Consider the following 16,934-nt stretch of genomic DNA (forward strand, 5'->3'; position numbering starts at 1 on the left):
CGACGTCAACGCCAGCCATCTACACAAGGGGTAATGGCGAGGGGGTAACAAGGGCGCAACGCGGAAGGGTTTTGTATACAGAACCGCTGGCGGGTGTGGTGATCAGGCTCGAAAAGTGAGAAGGTTCTGCCAGGATCATTACCAGCGAGACGCCCATGAGCCAGTCCTGGAGGGAAGAGGTCGAAGCCGCCGTGCGCGGGGGGGAGCGTGTCGGCGATCGCCATATCGTCGAGCAGGTGCGCCAGGCGGTGCTGAGCCAGCGCCTGGCGCCCGGCACGCGTCTGCCGGAGGTGGCACTGGGCGAAGTGTTCGGTGTCAGCCGCTCCATCGTGCGTCGGGCGCTGACGCGCCTGGCCGCCGACCACGTCATCGACCAGCGCCCCAATCAGGTCGCCCGGGTGCGAGCCCCCAGCGTGGAGGAGACCCGCGAGACCTTCTCCGCCCGCCGCCTGGTGGAGGGCGAGGTGGCCGCACTGCTGGCGGCACGGGGCCTCGACCCCGAGCTGCTGGCTGCCCTCGAGAGCGAGGCACGGGCAGAGGTCGAGGCCCATGGGCGTGGCGACGAGCCGGCTCGCATCGCCCACTCCCTGGCCATTCATCATCGACTGGCCGCACGCTCGCCCAATCGTGTGCTGGGTGCCATGCTCACCGACCTGGTGTTGCGGACCTCCATCGTCATCGCCCTCTACAAGCGACCCTCGCTCGGTTCCTGCTACCTGGAGGGAGATCACTTCCGGCTGCTGGAGGCGCTTGACCGGGGGGATGCCGGCGGGGCGAGAGACGCCATCGAGGCGCATCTGACGAGCCTCGAGGCCCTGCTCGACCTCGGCCCCCGCGAGGAGCAGGCCGATCTGCATAGCATTTTCGCCGGCGTCGCCAAGAGCTGAACAGCACCGGGAGTCGCTTGCGCCTGAATCCGGCGACAGGCCTTTTCGGGGGCGCTTTGAATACTTCCCTGTACGCTACCTCCGCCGTCCATGGTCTCCGGACCCCCTGCAGACCTGTCCCCGGCGGCGCTCGCGATGGCAACGCCCCGGCGGGTTGAGGGCACCGGTGGGGTGTCGGACAATACCTCCATTCATCTCTTGCGGAGTCACGCCATGCGGTCCCTTACCCGAGCGGGGTGTCGCGCCCTGCTGCTGGGATTGACGCTGCTGTTCTCCACGGTGGCACTGGCCCGGCCGCCCATCGTGGCGGCTGCCTCCTCCCTGCAGGCGGTCTTCCCCCATCTTGCCGAGGCCTTCCGGGCCGAGACGGGAGAATCCTTGCGGATCAACTTCGGCTCGTCGGGTAATTTCCGTCGCCAGATCGAGCAGGGCGCGCCCTTCGAGCTCTTCCTCTCCGCCGATGAGGCCTATGTGCTGGCGCTGCACGAGGCCGGCCACCTCGAGGATGCGGGGGAAGTCTATGCGGTAGGACGACTGGTATGGCTGCAGAGAAAGGAGGAGCAGGGCCGGCTGCCCAGTGAGGAGGCTCCGCTGACGGCGGTTCGGGAGGCGGTGGCAGCGCATGCCGCCGGGGAGGGGCGATCGCGTATCGCCCTGGCGAACCCCGAGCATGCCCCCTATGGGGTCGCGGCACGCCAGGCCCTGGTGCAAGCCGGGTTATGGGAGCCCAGTGCGCCGCTGCGGGTGCTGGGGGAGAGCGTCGCCCAGGCGACCCGCTTCGCGCTCTCCGCGGATGCCCGTGGCGGGCTGGTGGCCTGGTCCCAGGCGCTGGCGCCACCGGTGGCCGCCCAGAGCGAGTTCGTGATGGTGCCGGCCGACTGGCACCAGCCCCTGGTGCAGCGCATGGCGCTGGTGAAGGGAGCCGGTGATACCGCGCGGGCCTTCTACGCCTGGCTGCAGCGGGAGGAGGCGCGTGCCATCCTCGCCGACTATGGTTTTCGCGCTCCCGGCGATGGTTTCCGCCTTGCCGAGGATGAGCCCCGCTGATGGACTGGACGGCGCTCTCGGTCTCGTTGCATCTGGCTGCCCTCACGGCACTGTTGCTGTTGCCGGCAGGGTTGTGGCTGGGCCGCGCCCTGGCCGGCAGTCGTTCGCGCGCCAAGCCCCTGGGTGAGGCCCTGATCGCCCTGCCACTGGTGATGCCGCCCACGGTGCTGGGGTTCTACCTGATGCAGGCCTTCGGGCTGGAGGCTCCCTTCGGCGGGCTCTGGGTGCGGCTGTTCGGTGAGGGGCTCAACTTCACCTTCGAGGGCATCCTGCTCGCCTCCCTGGTGGCCAACCTGCCCTTCGCGGTGCAGCCCGTGCAGCGTGCCTTCGAGGCGGTACCGGCCAACCTGCGCGAGGCGGCCTGGTGCAGCGGCCTGTCGCCGCTGCATACCCTGTGGCGCATCGAGCTGCCCCTGGTGTGGCCGGGCATCGTCTCGGCCATGGCGCTGACCTTCGCCCATACCCTGGGGGAGTTCGGGGTCATCCTGATGGTGGGCGGGGCCATCGATGGCGAGACGCGCACCCTGGCCATCGCCATCTACGATCGCGTGCAGGCCTTCGACGAGAGCGGGGCGGCCACCATGTCGGCGATGCTGCTGCTGGTCTCCTTCGTCACCATCGGTGTGGTCTATGGCCTCGCGGGGCGGCGGAGGTGGCGCCGTGTCTGATGTCGCTGCCAGCCCCGCCCCCCTCGAGGTGAGCCTGCATCAGTCGGGCCCCATCCCCCTGGCGGCGGACTTTCGCTGCGCGGCCGGTGAGCTGCTGGCCCTGGTGGGTCCCTCGGGCAGCGGCAAGACCACCCTGCTGCGCAGCATCGCCGGCCTCTACCGCCCACAAGGGGGGCGTATCGCCTGTGGCGAGGAGGTCTGGTTCGATGCCGACAGGCGACTCGCGCTCCCTCCCCAGCGCCGACGCCTGGGGCTGGTGTTCCAGGACTATGCGCTGTTCCCGCACCTCACGGCGCTGGGCAACGTCATGGTGGCACTGCACCATCTGCCGGCCGCCGAGCGCCGCCGCCGGGCCGAGGAGTGGTTGATCCGGGTACGCCTGGAGGGGTTGGCCGGGCGCCACCCCGCCGAGCTCTCCGGCGGCCAGCGGCAGCGAGTGGCGCTGGCCAGGGCACTGGCCCGCGAGCCGCGGGTGCTGCTGCTCGACGAGCCCTTCTCGGCGGTGGATCAGGTGACGCGACGGCGCCTGCAGCGTGAACTGGCGATGCTGCGCGAGGAGATCGCCATCCCCATCGTGCTGGTCACCCACGACCTCGACGAGGCGGCGGCATTGGCCGACCGCCTCTGCGTGCTGCATGCCGGGCACACCCTCCAGACAGGTCCTCCTCAGTCGCTTTTCCGCCGGCCCTCATCCCCACAGGTGGCGCGGCTGCTCGATCGCCACAACGTCTTCAGCGGTGAGGTGGTGATGGAGGGCGACGAGCGTCGCCTGGCCTGGGGGCCCTGGCGTCTGGAGGTGGCCGAGGGGCTTGCGTCGCTGGCGCCGGGTACCCGCATGGCCTGGTATCTGCCGGCCTCGGATGTGGTGCTGCATCGCCGAGGGCGCCCCTCGCTGGGGGAGCGCGAGAACCCGGTGAGCGCTCGCGTCGAGGAGCTGGTCGTGCTGGGCGGCATGACCTCGGTCACCCTGGCCTTCGATCACACCCCCGGGCGCCTCGGCTTCGAGATCGCCACCCATGCCGCCCGTCGTAACGGTCTGGCCCGCGGGGAGGCGGTACAGGTCTCGCTGCTCGCCGCGGGCATCCACCTGATGCCGGAGGCTTGCGCCTCCGGCGATGACGCCATGAGTCTGCCATGAAACGCTTCCTGATCGCCGCCATCCTCGCCGTCGCTCCCTTTACGCTCCTCTCGGCAAGCGCCGCCGAGGTGCCCGCAAAGCGCTGGCCACTCACCATTGCCACCGGCTCGGGGGAGCATGAGTTCCATGCCGAGGTGGCGCAGACATCGGCCGAACGCAGCCGTGGCCTGATGGGACGCGAGCGACTCGCCGAGGAGGGCGGCATGCTCTTCCTCTATGCCGGCGAGCAGCCGGGCCGCAGTGGTTTCTGGATGTACAACACCCTGATTCCGCTGGATATCGCCTTTATCGACGGGATGGGACGTATCGTCTCGACCCACACCATGGTGCCCTGTGGTTCGGATGCGCCGGCCGACTGTCCGGTGACGCGGCCGGGAGTGCCCTATCGAGCCGCGCTGGAGGTCAGGGCGGGTACCTTCCAGGCGCTGGGGATCGGCGTGGGGGACTGTGTCGCCTGGCCGGGTCACGACTCCCGTTGCAAACCGGAGTGACGGAGCTGATATTCAACGCTGGGAGCCTTAGAATATTTCGCGAGGTGGCACCGGGCCCTGGAGGGGCTCGTCCACCGCCGCCGGCTCACCGCGCCGGCACATCGTGCCACTCATAACCATAACCGCGCCTCGCAGATGACGAGGCGTCGCTGCAAGGACACGCCATGACAACGTATCGACCGCTTGCCAAGCTGGCCGCCGCCCTGGCCGGTGCCGCCGTGCTCTCCGCCTCGCTCTCCGTTCAGGCGCGCGAGATTGCCGTCTCCACCGTGCTTTCCGATGCCTTTCCCTGGGGCCAGGCCGCCGAGAAGTGGGCCGAGCTGGTGGAGGAGCGCACCGAGGGGCGCATCACCATGCGCGTCTACCCCAACTCCCAGCTGGTCAACGGTGACCAGACTCGCGAATTCTCCGCCATGCGCTCCGGGCTGATCGACGCCGCCGTGGGCTCCACCATCAACTGGTCCCCCCAGGTGCCGGAGCTCAATCTCTTCTCGCTGCCCTTCTTCCTGCCCGACGAGGCGGCGGTGGACGCCGTGACCGGTGGCGAGGCGGGCGAGAAGATCTTTGCGGCCATCGAGTCCCGGGATGTTATCCCGCTGGGCTGGGGCGAGAACGGTTTCCGCCAGCTCTCCAACTCCCAGGGCGCGATCGATGAGCCTCAGGATCTGGAGGGCCTGAAGATCCGCGTGGTGGGCTCGCCGTTGTTCCAGGACACCTTCACCGCCCTGGGGGCCGACCCCACCCAGATGAGCTGGGCCGATGCCAAGCCGGCCCTGACCACCGGCGCGGTGGATGGCCAGGAGAATCCGCTCTCGGTGTTCGACGTGGCGCGTATCGACCAGGTGGGACAGGAGCACCTGACCCTGTGGAACTACATGAACGATCCGCTGATCTTCGCCGTGAATCGCCGGGTGTGGGAGTCGCTGGACGAGAGCGACCAGGCGATCCTGCGTGAGGCCGCGGTGGAGGCGGGCGAGTGGGAGACGTCCATGACCCGCGAGGAGGAGGGCGAGCGCCTGGCCGCCATCCAGGAGCGTGGCGTTACCGTAACGGAGCTCTCGGACGCCCAGTACCAGGCCTTCGTCGAGGCCACCGCCAGCGTTCACGATGAGTGGGTACCGAAGATCGGCGAGGAGATCGTCGAGGCCGCCCGTGCCGACATCGAGTCACGCTGATTCCCGCTCTTCCTTCCCCTTGACCGGCCGGCCCTCGAGGCCGGCCGCTGCCTTGTGAGGTAACCCATGACGCCTTCCCCGGATGCCAGGCTGGAGCGCTGGCTGGCCAGCCTGGCCCTGGTGATCATCGCGCTGATCAGTCTCGGCAACGTGGTGACTCGTTATATCACCGGTGGCTCGCTGGCCTTTACCGAAGAGCTCTCGGTATTCCTGCTGGTGGTGCTGACCTTCGCCGGCGCCGCCGTGGCGCTGCGGCGTAACGGTCATATCCGTATCGGCATGCTGGAGCGTGCCCTGCCGGCGGGTGCACGCCGGTTCCTAGTGCTCTTCCAGGGGCTTTGCGGGGTGGCGGTGCTGGGACTGATCGCCTGGTTCGGCGCCAGGCTGGCCTGGCAGGAGTACCGCTGGGAGACCCTCTCGCCCGGGCTTGGTCTGCCCCAGTGGTGGTATATCGTCTGGCTGCCGCTGCTGGCGGCGGTGATGCTGGTGCGTCAGCTGCAGCAGACCCGGGACCGGCTGCGCGGAGGGCTCGACGATGAGTCCTGATCTCTGGATGCTGCTGGCCTTCGCCGGGCTGCTGATCGCCGGTGTCCCGGTGGCCTTCTCCCTGGGGCTGGCGGGTGCCGCGGGGATCCTGACGGGGTTGTCGCCGGCGATGCTCGCCACCCTTGGCACCAATACCTACAACAGCATCGCCAAGTATCCGCTGATTGCCATTCCGCTGTTTATCCTCACCGGGCTGATCTTCGAGCGCTCCGGGGTGGCGCTGCGCCTGGTGCGCTTTGCCCAGGCGCTGATCGGCCCGCGTCACGGCGGGCTGGCGCTGGTGGCGGTGCTGGTGTGCATGATCATGGGTGGCATGAGCGGGTCGGGGCCGGCGGATGCCGCCGCGGTGGCCATGGTGATGCTGCCGAGCATGACCCGGGCGGGCTACCCGAAGCCGTTCTCGGCCACCCTGATCGCCGCCTCGGCCTCCACGGCGATCCTGATCCCCCCTTCGGTAGCGCTGATCCTCTACTCCATCGTGGTGCCGGGAGTCGATCTGCGGGCACTGTTCGCCGCCGGGCTCTTCCCCGGTGTACTCGCCGGCCTGGCGCTGCTGGTCCCGGCTCTGCTGGTCTCACGTCGCCATGGTTGGGAGGGCGGTGCACCGGTAGCGGGCGCCGAACAACTGCGGGTGGGGGAGACCTTCAGGCAGGCGTTGCCGGCACTGTTCGCGCCGGTGCTGATCCTCGGCGGGCTGCGCTCGGGGCTCTTCACCCCCACCGAGGCGGCGGTGGTGGCTGTGGCCTATGGGGTGCTGGTGGGGCTCTTCGTGACCCGCGAGCTCAGCCTGCGTGATCTCTGGTCGCTGTTCGGCGAGGCGGCGGTGATCTCGGGGGTGGTGATGCTGATCATCGCGCTTGCCGGCATCTTCGCCTGGGCCGGCACCATGCTCGGTACCTTCCGCCATCTGGCGGAGTGGATCATCTCGCTCTCCGACAATGGTGTCGTGCTGCTGGTGCTGATCATGCTGGCGGTGCTGGCCGCCGGCATGCTGCTCGACGCCATCTCCATCTACCTGATCATGATGCCGATCCTGATCCCGGTGATGCAGCACTTCGGCTGGAACCCGGTGTGGTTCGGCATCCTGCTGGCGATGAATATCGCCATCGGCCAGTTCACCCCGCCGGTGGCGGTCAATCTGATGGTGACCACCGAGGTGGCCAGGATTCGCCTCGAACAGACCGTGGGCTGGGCCCTGCTGTTCGTGGTGGCGATGGCCGCCGCCCTGGCGCTTGTTGCCGTGTTCCCGGAGATCGCGCTGTGGTTGCCGAGGACCCTGGGCTACAACGTCGGCTGATTGCCCTGAAGCGTATCGAGCAGACGCTGGAAGCAGGTGGTACTCTCGGCATCGAAGAGCACGAAGCGCACCCGCTCGATATGCGGGCAGTCGGGCAGGGTGGCGATCACCGTCTCGAGCGCTACCCGAGCCGCCTCTTCCAGCGGATAGCCGAAGGCGCCGGCGGAGAGTGCCGGGAAGGCGATGGAGCCCAGGTCCTCGCGTTCGGCCAGCGCCAGGGCGTTTCGGTAGCAGTCGGCGAGCAGCGCCTCGGCGGGCTCGTCGACGCCGTAGACCGGCCCCAGGCAGTGAATGACATGGCGATTGGGCAGGGCGAAGGCCTCGGTGATCACCGCCTCCCCCGGGCGGATCGGCGCCAGCGGCCGGCAGGCGCGGTCGAGCTCGGGACCGGCGGCGCGATGCAGGGCCCCGGCCACGCCGCCGCCGGGGCGCAGCTGGGCGTTGGCGGCATTGGCCACCGCCTCGATATCGGGTTGATGGGCGATATCCCCCTGGATGCACTCGATCATGGTGTCTCCTGAGATATGCGGCCCTCGGGCGCGCCCGAGGGCCGGGTGGCGTAGAATGCACGCCATTCCTACCCTGTCAGGCTATCAGGAGTTTCGATGTTGTTCCCGCCACGCTTCGCGCCGTACGTGTTTGCCGTGCTGATGTCGCTCTATATGGTGACCCTGATGACCTTCGTGATCACCTGGGCCAACACCGGCCTGGGAGAAGGTTTCCTCGGTCGCTGGTGGCAGGCGCTCTATATTGCCTGGCCGATCGCCCTCGTACTGACCCTGGTGGGAGCGCCGCGGCTACAGCGCGTCGTCGCCAGGCTCGTCCGCAAGCCTTCGCATCGGTAACCGACCGCCCCATGCGGCCGCTAATGCTGTGTTGCAGCATAAGATTAACGCTTCATAAACGCTCGGCAAGACTAGACTGATGGATGAATGCCCCGCCGGCCATGATCCGGCGGCCTTGCCTCCGGTCATTATCCCCGGAATGATTTTTTCGCTAAAGTAGAGGAGGGTGGTAGATTCGGGGCCACTGCGGTCACGACGCTCCGCTCTCTTGCCGACAACGTCAAAGAGGTGTGTTCATGAAACGCCATGCATTCTCTGCTGCTGCCTTCTCCGGCGCGATCCTGGGGGCCGCGATGTTCGCCTCGCCGGCCATGGCCCAGGACGAAGAGAAGTTCATCACCATCGGTACCGGTGGCCAGACCGGCGTCTACTATGTGGTCGGCCAGTCCGTCTGCCGCCTGGTGAACCGTCTGGACGACGCCAACATCAAGTGCAACGCGCCCTCCACCGGTGGCTCGGTGGCCAACGTCAACGGCATCAAGTCCGGTCAGCTCGATATGGGTGTGGTGCAGTCCGATGTCCAGTACCAGGCCTACAACGGTACCGGCAACTTCGAAGGCGAGGCCTTTGAAGACCTGCGCGCGGTATTCCGTGCCCACGGCGAGCCCCTGACCATTCTGGCGCGGGCCGACTCCGGCATCGAGACCCTCGATGACCTGGAGGGCAAGCGTGTCAATATCGGCAACCCGGGCTCCGGCCAGCGCAACACCATGGAAGTGGTGATGGAGGCCAAGGGCTGGACCGAGGACACCTTCTCGCTGGCCTCTCAGCTCGACGCCGCCGAGATGGCCTCGGCCCTGGCCGACAACAACATCGACGCCATGGCCTATGTGGTGGGCCACCCCAACGGCTCCATCCAGGAAGCGACCACCACCGTCGACTCCCGACTGATCCCGCTCAACGATGAAGCGATCCAGGGGATCGTCGACGAGTACCCCTACTACTCCATGTCGACCATCCCCGGCGGCCTCTACAAGGGCAACGACGAGGAGGTCGAGACCTTCGGTGTCGCGGCGACCTTCGTGACCACCGCCGAAACCGACGAGGAGATCGTCTATCAGACCGTCAAGGCGATCTTCGACAACTTCGATCGCTTCAAGAAGCTGCATCCGGCCTTTGCGAATCTCAAGCCGGAAGAGATGGTCTCTTCGGGCCTCTCCGCACCGCTGCATGATGGGGCTGCACGCTACTATCGTGAGCAGGGCTGGATCGAGTGATACAACGGCCTGAGGTGTTTTCACCTCGGTGAAGAATGCGCGGTCACCCGAGGGGGCCGCGCATTCTGTTTGAGATGCCGTGGGAGGCCATCCCGGGCGCTCCCAGGGAAACGTTACAGAGCAGGGCACGCTTATGACTGAGGACAACAAGAGGGCCGCGGGGCAAGAGGTCGATCTCGAGGATATGGTCGCCTCGAGCGATTCCGGGGCCCGCAAGCCGTCCGGAACGCCTGGCAAGCTGCTGGTCAGCATTGCCGCCGCCTGGTCGCTCTTCCAGCTGTGGATCGCGTCTCCGCTGCCGTTCATGCTGGGCTTCGGGGTCTTCAATGCCACCGAGTCCCGCTCCATTCACCTGGCCTTCGCGCTCTTCCTGGCCTATATGGCCTACCCGGCGCTCAAGCGTTCGCCCCGTGATCGTATCCCCGTTCAGGACTGGGTCCTGGCGGCGGCGGCGGCCTTCTGTGGTGCCTACATGTTCATGTTCTACGAACAGCTGGCCCAGCGTCCTGGTGCGCCGATACTGCAGGATGTGATCATCGGTGTGGCGGGTATCCTGCTGCTGCTCGAGGCCACGCGACGGGCGCTCGGTCCGCCGCTGATGATCATCGCCTCGATCTTTATCATCTACTCGCTGGCCGGGCCCTACATGCCGGGCATTCTGTCCCACCGCGGGGTCAGTCTCTACGGTCTGGTCAACCATCAGTGGTTGACGACCCAGGGGGTCTTCGGCATTGCGCTGGGGGTCTCGACCAGCTTCGTGTTCCTGTTTGTGTTGTTTGGTGCGCTGCTCGACAAGGCCGGCGCCGGCAACTATTTCATCAAGGTCGCCTTCTCGCTGCTGGGCCACTACAAGGGCGGCCCGGCCAAGGCCGCCGTGGTGGCCTCGGGCATGACCGGCCTGATCTCCGGCTCCTCCATCGCCAACGTGGTGACCACCGGCACCTTCACGGTACCGATGATGAAGCGTGTCGGCTTCTCGGCGGAGAAGGCCGGTGCGGTGGAGGTCTCCTCCTCGGTCAATGGTCAGATCATGCCGCCGGTCATGGGGGCCGCGGCCTTCCTGATGGTCGAGTATGTGGGCATCTCCTACGTGGAGGTGATCAAGCACGCCTTCCTGCCGGCACTGATCTCCTATATCGCGTTGATCTATATCGTTCATCTCGAGGCACTCAAGGCCGGCCTTCAGGGCCTGGAGAGCAGCAACCCGCCCAAGCCTCTGGTGCGCAAGGCGATCGGCTTCCTCGGTGGCCTGCTCCTGATGATGATCACGGCTCTCGTGGTCTACTACGGCCTGGGCTGGTTGAAGCCGGTGCTGGGTGGTGCGACTCCCTGGGTGGTGGCCGCCGGCCTGGCGGTGATCTATGTGGGGCTGCTCAAGGTTGCCTCCCACTACCCCGAGCTGGAGCTCGATGATCCCGATGCGCCCATCTACAAGCTGCCCCAGACCCGCCCCACGGTGATGGTCGGCCTGCAGTTCATCCTGCCGGTGATCGTGCTGATCTGGTGTCTGATGGTGGAGCGCCTCTCGCCGGGGCTGTCGGCCTTCTGGGCCACGGTGTTCATGGTCTTCATCATCCTCACCCAGCGTCCCATCACATCGATCTTCCGTGGTCGCAGTGACATGGCGGCGGACCTGCGTGAGGGGGTTATGGATCTGTGGGGCGGCCTGGTCTCCGGTGCCCGCAACATGATCGGCATCGGCATCGCCACCGCCACCGCCGGTATCATCGTCGGTGCGGTGTCCCAGACCGGCGTCGGCCTGGTGCTTGCCGATGTGGTGGAGATCCTCTCCATGGGCAACCTGATGCTGATCCTGATCTTCACCGCGGTGCTCAGCCTGATTCTCGGCATGGGGCTGCCCACCACGGCCAACTACATCGTGGTGTCGGCGCTACTGGCGCCGGTAATCGTTCAGCTGGGTGAGCAGAACGGCCTGCTGGTGCCGTTGATCGCCGTTCACCTGTTCGTGTTCTACTTCGGCATCATGGCGGATGTGACGCCGCCGGTGGGACTCGCCTCCTTTGCCGCGGCGGCGGTCTCTGGCGGTGACCCGATACGTACCGGCTTCCAGGCCTTCTACTACAGCCTGCGCACCGCCGCGCTGCCGTTCCTGTTCATCTTCAATACCGATCTGCTGCTGATCGATGTCACCGCCCTGCAGGGGGTGCTGATCTTCGTGGTATCGACGATCGCCATGCTGATCTTCGCCGCGGCCACCCAGGGGTTCATGATTGCCCGTAACCGCTGGTACGAGTCCATCGTGCTGCTGCTGGTGGCCTTTACCCTGTTTCGGCCGGGCTTCTGGATGGATCAGCTCCATGACCCCTATCAGGAGATTCCGCCCGCACAGTTCGTCGAGGCGCTGGGTAACGTCGGCGAGCAGAGCACATTGCGGCTGCAGGTCCTTGGCGAGGATGACTTCGGTGATCCGTTGACCACCTATATGCAGCTGCCGGTGCCGAGTGGCGAGACCGGCGAGGAGCGGCTGGAGAACCTGGGCCTGGAGCTGATCATCGAAGAGGACAGGGCCGTGGTCGACATGGTGGCCTTCGGCAGCCAGGCGTCGGACCTGGGCTTCGACTTCGATCAGGAGATCATCCAGGTGCTCGCGCCGGTGGATCGCTGGACCAAGGAGCTGATGTGGATTCCGGCCTTCCTGGTCTTCGGTCTGATCGTAATGATGCAGCGTCGGCGGCGTGGTCGTGACGCCGCCGCGGCGTCTGCCTGAGGGGGAGTGTCATGTATCAGAAGATCATGTTGACGGTGGACCTCAACGAGGAGGCCTCCTGGGCCAAGGCGCTACCGACGGCGGTGGCGCTGTGCCGCAGCTTTGGAGCGTCGCTGCATGTGGTGACGGTGCTGCCGGACTACCGCATGCCGCTGGTCGGCTCCTATTTTCCCAAGGATTTCGCCAAGAAGGCCCATGCGGCAATCACCGAGGCGCAGCACGAGTTTATTCGCGAGCACGTGCCTGACGATATCACGGTCCAGAGCGTCATCGTCGATGGCTCGCCCTGGGAGGCGATCGTCAAGGCGGCGAAGAAGCTCGAGGTGGACCTGATCGTGATGGCCTCCCACAACAAGCGCAAGTTCGCCGATTACGTGCTGGGACCCAATGCCGAGCATGTGGTGCACCACTCGAAGGTGTCGGTAATGATCGTGCGTTAAGCACGGCAGGCTCCTGCCGCATCACTCGGCCTCGCAGAGGGCCTCGACACCGTGTCGAGGCCCTCTGCGTTTGGGCTGTGACCTGAGCGTGGAATGGGGCCGGCGGGATTATCCAGCAGAGTTGATCCCGATCAACTAGATTAAGTCATAGTTAACGAGGGGCCCCTCGTTAATGCGTTTCGGTGGCCCGGTCGTGTTCCGAGGCCATCCACGCAGCGCCCGAGCCGGTCGGGCACACGTCGGCGAAGAGAGGTGACTCATGAATGCGGAAACTGCGAAATCACGGGACACGTCGGCAGGACTCGGCGTGAAGATCACCATCCAGCCGGTCGGCATGGGGCGCCCCAAGGCCTGGCTCGCCGCCGGCATCGAGGATTTTCGGCAGGCTGCCGCCGTCAGTCTCGCCTATGGCATGTTCTGGGTGGGGCTGAGTATCGCCGTGACCGTCGGCGCCATCTATCTGGGCCTGTGGCACTGGCTGCTACCGCTGGTGGCGGGCTTCATGTTCATCGGCCCCCTGGTGGCGGTAGGCTCCTATGGCATCAGTCGTGCCCTGGAGGCCAATCGCGCCCCGCATCTTGGAGATGCCTTCGGCGCCTGGCGTCCCCATGCCGGCCAGCTGGCGATGATGGGCGTGATGCTGGTGCTGGTGCTGCTGGCCTGGTTCAATATTGCCATCCTGCTGTTCGCGATCTTCTTCGGCCACGCGGTGCCAAGCCCGACGGACCTCTATGCCGCGCTGCTGACCACTCCCCAGGGGCTCGGCATGATCGCCGTCGGTACCGTGCTGGGGGGATTTCTGGCCTTCGGCGCCTTCTCCATCAGCGTGGTGGCGATACCCACCTTGATGGATCGCGACCTCACCTTCATGGAGGGGATCGAGGCCAGCGTGCGTACCGTGTCGTGCAACTTCCGTCCGATGCTGCTCTGGGCGGCGATCCTCACCGGCTGTGTGCTGGTCGGGGTGTTGACCTTCTATATTGGACTGGCGCTTATCCTGCCGGTGCTGGGCTTCGCCAGCTGGCATGCCTACGAGGAGCTGGTGGTCATCAAGCCCCGGGAGGAGAAGCACGACCTCCACGGCTGATCGACGCTGCTCTCCTACGATCAGGCATCCTGCCGGGGGCGCCCATGCCTCCGGCTTTCGTCGAGCTGACCATGCCGGCGTGATCGCGTAGTCTGGCGCCCCAAACTCGCCTTAAGGGGATGGCCGTCATGCGCCAGACGATCTCTATTTGCCTGATCTTCCTGCTGGCCAGCCTGCCCGCATCCGCTATCGGCGATGGGCTGCCTGCGCCGGAAGGCGAGGTGTTGCTGGCCGTCACCGGAAATATCGCCGACACCAATGCCGGCAGCCAGGCGCATTTCGACCGCGAGCTGTTGAAGAGTCTCTCGCCACTGACGGACTGTACCCGAACCCCCTGGCATCGTGAGACCAGCTGCTTTCGGGGCCCTCTGATGCGCGAGGTGCTCGCGGCGGTGGGCGCGCAGGGCGATAGTATCGTCGTGCAGGCCCTGAACAAGTTTCGGGCAGAGATTTCCGTTCAGGAGCTGCATGACTATGACGTGATTCTGGCCATGAGCCGTGATGGTGAGCCGATGCCGATACGCGAGCTCGGCCCGCTCTTCGTGCTCTATCCCTTCGGTGATCATCCGGAGTTGCATACCGAAGCGGTGCGCTTTCGGTCAGTATGGCATGTGGCCAGCATACATGTGCGCTGATTTCATATGCGGTGATTGGGCGCATTCGACAGGGGGTGGCGGGTGCTGAAGCTGCCCCTGCGGCTGAGGCTAGGGGCGATCAGCGCCCTGGTGCTGTTTGCCGCCGCCCTGATCGTGGTAAGCCTGGTCGCCTGGCGCCAGGATAGTCTGTTGGGCAGAGTCGCCGAGGGGGCTGGTTGGCACGCCTATCAGCTCGATCGTGAAACCGTCCAGATGCGCAGCTATCTGGTACAGCCCGATGCCACCCTCGCGGGCTTTCGGCTGCGCTTCGAGCTGTTCTACAGCCGCATGCATATGCTGGGTCAGGGGGGCGTCGCCGAGCTGTTGGCGAAGGCGCCCGCGGTAGTCGAACTGCTCGAGGATATCGCGCGCCGGATCGAGGAGCTGGACGGCATGATCGGCGAGCTCGAGGTGCTCACTACCGAAAGCCGGCAGAGTCTCGAGGAGCGTCTGGAGACACTGGGTAACCGCACCGAGCGTCTGGTGATTGCCGTCAATGGCTACCTGGCCGAGCATGCGACCCTTCAGCGTCGTCAACAGCAGCGACTCCATGGCCTGCTGTTGCTGTTGATCCTGGCCATGAGCTTTTCCGCGCTGCTGGTTGCGGTCATGTTGTTCCGCGAGGCCCGCGACAATGCCACTGCCCGCCGTGATCTGGAAATACTCAGCCACCAGCTCCAGGCGGCCGTGCGGCGTGCCGAGTCGGCGAGCCAGGCCAAGTCGGAGTTCCTGGCCATGGTGAGTCATGAGATCCGCACGCCCCTCAACGGTGTCATCGGCATGAGCGACCTGCTGCTGGAAGAGCCTCTTGCGGAGCGGCCCCGTCAGTATGCGGCCACCCTTCATGACAGCGCCAACCTGCTGCTGGGGCTGATCAATGAACTGCTGGACTTCTCCAAGATCGAGTCCGGACATCTCGATCTGGAGTGCCAGCCATTATCGCTTGCCACGCTGGTGGAGGGGGCGGTGACGGTGTTCATGGCGCGCGCCGAGTCTCGCGGGGTCGGGCTCGAGGCGCGAATCTCCGAAAAACTGCCGGCCTGGGTGATGGGGGATCCGGCGCGACTGCGCCAGGTGTTGCTCAATCTGGTGTCCAACGCCGTGAAGTTCACCGCTGAGGGAGAGGTCATTGTCGAGGCGACGCCAGAGGGTGCCGATACCCTGCGCCTCGAGGTGCGTGATTCGGGGTGCGGCATCCCAGTCGAGCAACATGAGCACCTCTTCGAGCCATTCCGGCAGGGCGATGCTTCCATCGCGCGACGCTTCGGTGGCACCGGCCTGGGCCTGGCGATCTCGCGCCGTCTGATCGAGGCCATGGGGGGGCGCCTCGACATGCAGAGCGAGCCCGGGATCGGTAGCCGCTTCTGGTGCCTGCTGCCGCTGGTGCCCGCCACCGAGCCGGTGCGGGACGCCGCTGCGCGGCACAGCGCGAGCAGGCAGCCATCGAGAAAGCACCTGCCGGGGGCCGAGTTACTGGTAGTGGAGGATAACCCCGTCAACCAGCGGGTCGCCCGTGCGATGCTCGAGCGGCTGGGCTGCCGGGTAAGCCTGGCCGACTCGGGAGGCGAGGCGTTGACCCTGACCCGGCAACGGCAGTTTGACCTGATCTTCATGGACGTGCAGATGCCGGATATTGATGGGCTGGAGGTGACCCGCCGCCTTCGCCGGCGCCAGGGCTGGCTGACCGAGGTGCCCATCGTGGCGATGACCGCCGGCGGCCCGGGAGGCGAGCCATCGAGCTGTCTGGCCGCGGGGATGAGTGGCTATCTTGCCAAGCCTCTGCTCCCGGAGCCCCTGCTGGAGGTATTGAAGCGCCACCTGGGGAGCGGCGAGGGAGAGCTGGGGGAGCCGCTGGCCATGAACCAGCAGGCGGTGCTGGATCCTCGGGTCCTGAACTCGCTGCTCGGCTCTCTCGGAAAATCGGGGCTTACGCGGCTGGTGGCGCTTTACCGCGACCAGAGCGGGGCGCATCTCGCTCAGGTTAGCTCGGCGCTCGCGTCGAGTGATGCCGACCGATTGCGCCATGCCGCGCACCAGCTGAAGGGGGAGTCCTCGAGCCTGGGGGCGGTAACGGTAGCGGAGTTTGCGGCGCGGATCGAACGCCTGGCTGCCGAAGGAGAGCCGGCGTCGATCCCCCCGGTTCTCGAAGCGCTGCAAGCCTGTCTCACCACCACACTGGTCTCCCTGGATCACTGGGCCGAAACGTCTCAGGCCTGAGGCTCAGTGGAAGAGTCAGCCCAGGGGAATGGCTGTCAAGGAGAGTGGCTTCGACCAACGGAGTATGTCGTCGGATGCTGTCACGACCAAGAATGGCAGGGCAGTGTCCGTACAACGACAATACTCAGGAGCATGCCATGATCTATGCCAACCCGGGCCAGTCCGGTGCGGTCGTCGCCTTCGAGTCGCGCTACGGCAACTATATCGGGGGCGAGTTCGTTTCGCCGGTCAAGGGGCAGTACTTCGACAACGTCAGCCCGGTCAACGGCGAGGTGTTCTGCGAGATTCCCCGCTCCGGCGCCGAGGATATCGACAAGGCGCTGGATGCGGCGCATGCCGCGGCCCCTGCCTGGGGCAAGACCTCGGCCGCGGAGCGTTCCAATGTACTGCTCAGGATCGCCGATCGCATCGAGCAGAATATCGAGATGCTGGCGGTCGCCGAGACCTGGGACAACGGCAAGGCGGTCCGCGAGACCCTCAACGCCGACCTGCCGCTGGCCGTCGATCACTTCCGCT

The 16,934-nt window shown here is 66.1% G+C and carries 17 protein-coding genes; 16 read left to right on the top strand and 1 reads right to left on the bottom strand.

Annotated elements, in window-relative coordinates:
• Positions 1 to 155: 155 nt before the first annotated feature.
• The 8 genes from IOC61_RS09305 (at position 156) to IOC61_RS09340 (ending at position 7,249) form a co-directional block, all read left to right on the top strand.
• On the top strand, positions 156 to 887 hold the full coding sequence (locus IOC61_RS09305; protein WP_195688548.1) for a GntR family transcriptional regulator: 732 nt from the start codon (positions 156 to 158) through the stop codon (positions 885 to 887).
• Positions 888 to 1,100: 213 nt separating this feature from the next.
• Positions 1,101 to 1,934: a molybdate ABC transporter substrate-binding protein gene (modA, locus tag IOC61_RS09310; RefSeq protein WP_195688549.1), complete on the top strand. Its 834-nt coding sequence runs from the start codon at positions 1,101 to 1,103 to the stop codon at positions 1,932 to 1,934.
• Positions 1,934 to 2,602, top strand: coding sequence for a molybdate ABC transporter permease subunit (gene modB / locus IOC61_RS09315; protein ID WP_195688550.1), 669 nt, complete (start codon positions 1,934 to 1,936; stop codon positions 2,600 to 2,602). Before modA ends, modB begins: the two co-directional genes overlap by 1 nt.
• Entirely contained in the window at positions 2,595 to 3,740 is a 1,146-nt protein-coding gene (locus tag IOC61_RS09320; RefSeq protein ID WP_324254710.1) for an ABC transporter ATP-binding protein, read from the top strand. Before modB ends, IOC61_RS09320 begins: the two co-directional genes overlap by 8 nt.
• On the top strand, positions 3,737 to 4,231 hold the full coding sequence (locus IOC61_RS09325; RefSeq protein ID WP_195688552.1) for a DUF192 domain-containing protein: 495 nt from the start codon (positions 3,737 to 3,739) through the stop codon (positions 4,229 to 4,231). The genes IOC61_RS09320 and IOC61_RS09325 overlap by 4 nt, the downstream gene beginning before the upstream one ends.
• Before the next feature lie 164 nt (positions 4,232 to 4,395).
• Positions 4,396 to 5,406: a DctP family TRAP transporter solute-binding subunit gene (locus IOC61_RS09330; protein WP_195688553.1), complete on the top strand. Its 1,011-nt coding sequence runs from the start codon at positions 4,396 to 4,398 to the stop codon at positions 5,404 to 5,406.
• Between the two features lie 66 nt (positions 5,407 to 5,472).
• Positions 5,473 to 5,952, top strand: coding sequence for a TRAP transporter small permease (locus tag IOC61_RS09335; RefSeq protein ID WP_195688554.1), 480 nt, complete (start codon positions 5,473 to 5,475; stop codon positions 5,950 to 5,952).
• The gene (locus IOC61_RS09340; RefSeq protein WP_195688555.1) at positions 5,942 to 7,249 is read left to right on the top strand and encodes a TRAP transporter large permease; all 1,308 of its coding nucleotides are present in this window, start codon (positions 5,942 to 5,944) and stop codon (positions 7,247 to 7,249) included. The genes IOC61_RS09335 and IOC61_RS09340 overlap by 11 nt, the downstream gene beginning before the upstream one ends.
• On the opposite strand, the gene IOC61_RS09345 is transcribed toward IOC61_RS09340, so the two are convergent.
• Positions 7,234 to 7,758 carry a macro domain-containing protein gene (locus IOC61_RS09345; protein ID WP_195688556.1) on the bottom strand — a complete coding sequence of 175 codons (525 nt, stop codon included), beginning with the start codon at positions 7,756 to 7,758 and terminating at the stop codon, positions 7,234 to 7,236. The two genes, IOC61_RS09340 and IOC61_RS09345, sit on opposite strands and share 16 nt — an antisense overlap.
• A gap of 96 nt (positions 7,759 to 7,854) precedes the next feature.
• On the opposite strand from IOC61_RS09345, the gene IOC61_RS09350 reads away from it, so the two are divergent.
• From IOC61_RS09350 to IOC61_RS09385, 8 genes are all read left to right on the top strand, one after another.
• Positions 7,855 to 8,094, top strand: coding sequence for a DUF2798 domain-containing protein (locus tag IOC61_RS09350; protein ID WP_195688557.1), 240 nt, complete (start codon positions 7,855 to 7,857; stop codon positions 8,092 to 8,094).
• Positions 8,095 to 8,330: 236 nt separating this feature from the next.
• On the top strand, positions 8,331 to 9,311 hold the full coding sequence (locus IOC61_RS09355; protein ID WP_195688558.1) for a TAXI family TRAP transporter solute-binding subunit: 981 nt from the start codon (positions 8,331 to 8,333) through the stop codon (positions 9,309 to 9,311).
• A gap of 133 nt (positions 9,312 to 9,444) precedes the next feature.
• A complete protein-coding gene (locus IOC61_RS09360) occupies positions 9,445 to 12,039 on the top strand; it encodes a TRAP transporter permease (protein WP_195688559.1) in 2,595 nt (864 codons plus the stop codon).
• Between the two features lie 11 nt (positions 12,040 to 12,050).
• Positions 12,051 to 12,479: a universal stress protein gene (locus tag IOC61_RS09365; RefSeq protein ID WP_195688560.1), complete on the top strand. Its 429-nt coding sequence runs from the start codon at positions 12,051 to 12,053 to the stop codon at positions 12,477 to 12,479.
• Between the two features lie 259 nt (positions 12,480 to 12,738).
• Entirely contained in the window at positions 12,739 to 13,566 is an 828-nt protein-coding gene (locus tag IOC61_RS09370; protein ID WP_195688561.1) for a DUF2189 domain-containing protein, read from the top strand.
• 128 nt (positions 13,567 to 13,694) lie between these two features.
• On the top strand, positions 13,695 to 14,201 hold the full coding sequence (locus tag IOC61_RS09375; protein ID WP_195688562.1) for an oxidoreductase: 507 nt from the start codon (positions 13,695 to 13,697) through the stop codon (positions 14,199 to 14,201).
• A gap of 42 nt (positions 14,202 to 14,243) precedes the next feature.
• Positions 14,244 to 16,418, top strand: coding sequence for an ATP-binding protein (locus tag IOC61_RS09380; protein ID WP_195688563.1), 2,175 nt, complete (start codon positions 14,244 to 14,246; stop codon positions 16,416 to 16,418).
• A gap of 137 nt (positions 16,419 to 16,555) precedes the next feature.
• A partial coding sequence (locus tag IOC61_RS09385) for an aldehyde dehydrogenase family protein (protein WP_195688564.1) occupies positions 16,556 to 16,934 on the top strand: 379 nt, incomplete at its 3' end.

The sequence above is a fragment of the Halomonas sp. KAO genome, from assembly GCF_015595025.1.
In the GTDB taxonomy this organism is placed as follows: Bacteria; Pseudomonadota; Gammaproteobacteria; order Pseudomonadales; family Halomonadaceae; genus Halomonas.